Below are 274 nucleotides of genomic sequence, written 5' to 3'. Positions count from 1 at the left end.
GCCTCACAGGCTACGTTATTGTCTTTGAGCCGGAGTGATATTGTGAAAGTCATCATTGTTGAAGACGAATTCCTGGCACAACAGGAACTGAGCTGGCTAATTAAAGAGCACAGCCAGATGGAGATTGTCGGCACCTTTGACGACGGTCTGGACGTGTTGAAGTTTTTGCAGCATAACCGCGTCGACGCCATTTTTCTGGATATCAATATTCCGTCGCTGGATGGCGTGTTGCTGGCGCAAAACATCAGCCAGTTCGCCCATAAACCGTTTATTG

The 274-nt window shown here is 48.2% G+C and carries 1 pseudogene; it reads left to right on the top strand.

From position 1 onward, the window contains the following. Nucleotides 1–42: 42 nt before the first annotated feature. A pseudogene (gene ypdB, locus EOS_RS42950) lies at nt 43–274 on the top strand (two-component system response regulator YpdB); the annotation flags it as partial.

Origin of the sequence: Caballeronia mineralivorans PML1(12), from assembly GCF_001028175.1 — a bacterium.
Classification (GTDB): domain Bacteria; phylum Pseudomonadota; class Gammaproteobacteria; order Burkholderiales; family Burkholderiaceae; genus Caballeronia; species Caballeronia mineralivorans.
This window is presented reverse-complemented; position numbering and strand designations above follow the sequence as displayed.